Raw genomic sequence first — 2,835 nt, forward strand, 5'->3', positions numbered from 1 at the left:
CTCCTCGCCGACGCCACCGGCGCGGACCCCGCCCGGGTGGCCGGCTGGCTCACCGCGATGGCACGGCTCGGACTGCTGCGGGCGGACGCGGAGGGCCGGCCCCGCTACGCCCACCCCCTGCTCCGGGACGCCGTACTCAGCGGCTGGCCGGGTGCCCGCCGCCGGGCCGCGCATCTCGCGGTCGCCGAGGCGATGCTGCGGCGCGGGGACCGGGTCGACGCCGTGGCCCGGCAGTTGCTGGGCAGCGGGCCGGTCGGACTGCCGTGGGCGCTGCGGGTGCTGCGGGACGCCGTCGCCGTCGCCGTCCACCAGGGCCGCCCCGACGACGCCGTCGTCTACCTCAGGCGCGCCCTCGCCGAACCCCTCCCCGACGACCTGCGCCAGCGGCTGCTGACCGAACTGGGCTCGCTGGAGTACGCCTCCGCCGACGCCCCGGCCGGTCTCCCCCGGCTCGCCGAGGCCCTCAACCTCCCGGCGGAGCCCCGCGACCGGGTCCGTACGGCCCTCGCGCTGGGCACCGCGCTCGCGGGCCGCGGCGAGGTGCGGGCCGCGGTGCAGGTGCTGCGCGCGATGGAGGACGGGCTGACCGGTCACCCCGAACTGGTCCGCACCGTGCGGACCGCGTCCGCGCTGCTGTCCGACCAGGACCAGACGGTCCGCCGCGAGGCCTACCGCTGGCTGACCGACACCGCGCGACGCTCACCGGAACTGGTCGGCGCCACCGGCCAGGCCCTGCTCGTGCGCTACGCGGCGACCGCCGGGGCGAGTTCGGCGAAGGCGGCGATGGCCCGGCTGCGGACCCTGCTGACCGAACCGGCGGAACCGCTTGCCGAGCCGTTCCTGCTGGGCACCGCGGCGGCCGTGGCCCAGTGGGCCGACGAGCTCGACGAGGCGGAAGGCCTGGTCGAACGCGGCCTGGCCGGCCAACGCCCCTCCCTCCTCCATCCCATGCAACGGGCCCTGCACGACGTCCTGCTGGACATCGCGGCGGCCCGAGGCGACTACACCCGCCTGCTGACCGAGACCAGGACCGCGACAGGGACCGAGACCGAGGCGGAGATCGGAGCCGGGGCGAGGGCCGGGGCCGGTACGGAAGCGGTTCCTGACGCCGACGCCGAAACCGCTACCGAAACCCCGGCCACGGGCGCCCCCACCAACGCCGACGCCCACGCCCTCCTCGCCCTCGTCGAAACCGGCCGCGCGGCGCAGGCACGGCGCCTCGCGGCCCGCTTCGACCTGCGGGGCGCGCCCGACTCCTGGGAGCTGAACCGCTTCCTGTACGCACGCGGCATCCTCCGCCTCTCCGACGGGGACACGACCGGTGCGCTGCACGACTTCCTGGAGTGCGGCCGCCGCCAGTCCGCCCGCGCCGTGCTCAGCCCCGTGGTCACCCCCTGGCGGTCGGCGGCGGCCCGCTGCCGGCTGGCCCTCGGCAGCCCCCGCGAGGCGATCGCCCTCGCCGAGGAGGAACTGCGGCTGGCCCGGGTGTGGGACACCCCGCGCACGGTCGGCCGGGCCCTGCGCGTCCTGGCCCGGGCGACCGGCGGCCGACGCGGCCTGGAACTCGCCGAGGAGTCCGTGGCCCTGCTCCGCGACTCCCCGGCCGACGCCGACCTGATCGCCGCCCTCCTCACCCAGGGCCGCCTCCTGTCCACCGGCGGCGACCGGTCCCGCGCCCGCGACAGCCTTCGCGAGGCCGCCGAACGAGCCGAACGCCTCGGCGCCGTACGCCTGCGCTCCCGAGCCGAGGAAGCCCTGCGCGCGGGCGGCGCCCGCCGCACCACCACCGCGCACACCGGCACCGCCTCCCTCACCGGGAGCGAACGCCGCATAGCCGAACTCGCCGCGGCCGGCCGCACCAACACAGAGATAGCCGACCTCCTCCACATAGCGCGCCGCACCGTGGAAACCCACCTCACAAGCGCCTACCGAAAACTGGGCATCCGCCGCCGCGGAGAACTGGGGGAGGCGCTGAAGGGGGAGGCCTAGGAACCCCCGTGGGAGCCGGGAGGCGGAGGATCACCGGGGTGGGCAGGGTGATGTCCTGGACGGCGGTCGACGCGGGGCCGCCCCGGACGATTTCCTTGCCGTCGAACGCGCGAAAATCTGTGGTGTCTGGAGTAGACATTGGTGAGCGACGTGATTATGGTTTCTCTCGTAGCCAGAAGGACCGCAAGGCCCGGCAGACACGAACTGCCAGGCAGAAGTACGTAGTTGCAGTAGGTAGTCGCAGTACGCAGTTGCAGTTCGCAGGGCGGTTCGGTGGTGGAGTCGCGAAGCCAGAGCGGTTGCAGGACGGCGACGGGACTGACGACCGGACCGGGTGGCCCGCAGTGATCAGGGGCTGCCATGAGCAGTACCGGTAGTACCAGCAGTAGGCAGTACCAGCAGTACGCAGTCCCCTGTTTGGCAAGGAATGTTGGCAAGGAATGTCCGGCGATCAGTGCCGGACAAGCAGTTGATCACTGAGGGACGAACGGAGGAGCCGAGCGCCATCAGGATCGCCCGGGCCGATGTGCTGAACCCGGGTACCGCAGGACATCGATAGTGAGGTGGTCTCCGGTCAAGCAACCGCGATCCCGGTATCCCCGACGGCTTTTCGGTCGGGTGTGCGGAAACAGAGGGCCGGCGCAGCACGAAGGCCGGCAGATGGTGTAGCAGTTCCTTCGGGCCCTGGCGCCGTACGGCGCCAGGGCCCTCCACGTGCTTTTGGAGCCGGAAGGGGTGGCGCGGCAACGCAGACGTGGCACCCGTCCGCCGAATCCGGTACCAGAATATGAGCACATGATCGCCGAAGATTCCCCACACCCGTCACCCGAACGGGAGTCCCCCACC

Annotated in this window: 1 protein-coding gene; it reads left to right on the plus strand. The window is 73.2% G+C overall.

The annotated features are described in order from the left end of the window. Positions 1 to 1,989: LuxR C-terminal-related transcriptional regulator (locus tag P1P75_RS40860; RefSeq protein ID WP_319264925.1), on the plus strand; the 1,989-nt coding region annotated here is incomplete at its 5' end. Between the last annotated feature and the right edge of the window lie 846 nt (positions 1,990 to 2,835).

It is taken from the genome of Streptomyces sp. ID05-39B, from assembly GCF_033794725.1.
Taxonomy (GTDB): Bacteria; Actinomycetota; Actinomycetes; order Streptomycetales; family Streptomycetaceae; genus Streptomyces; species Streptomyces bobili.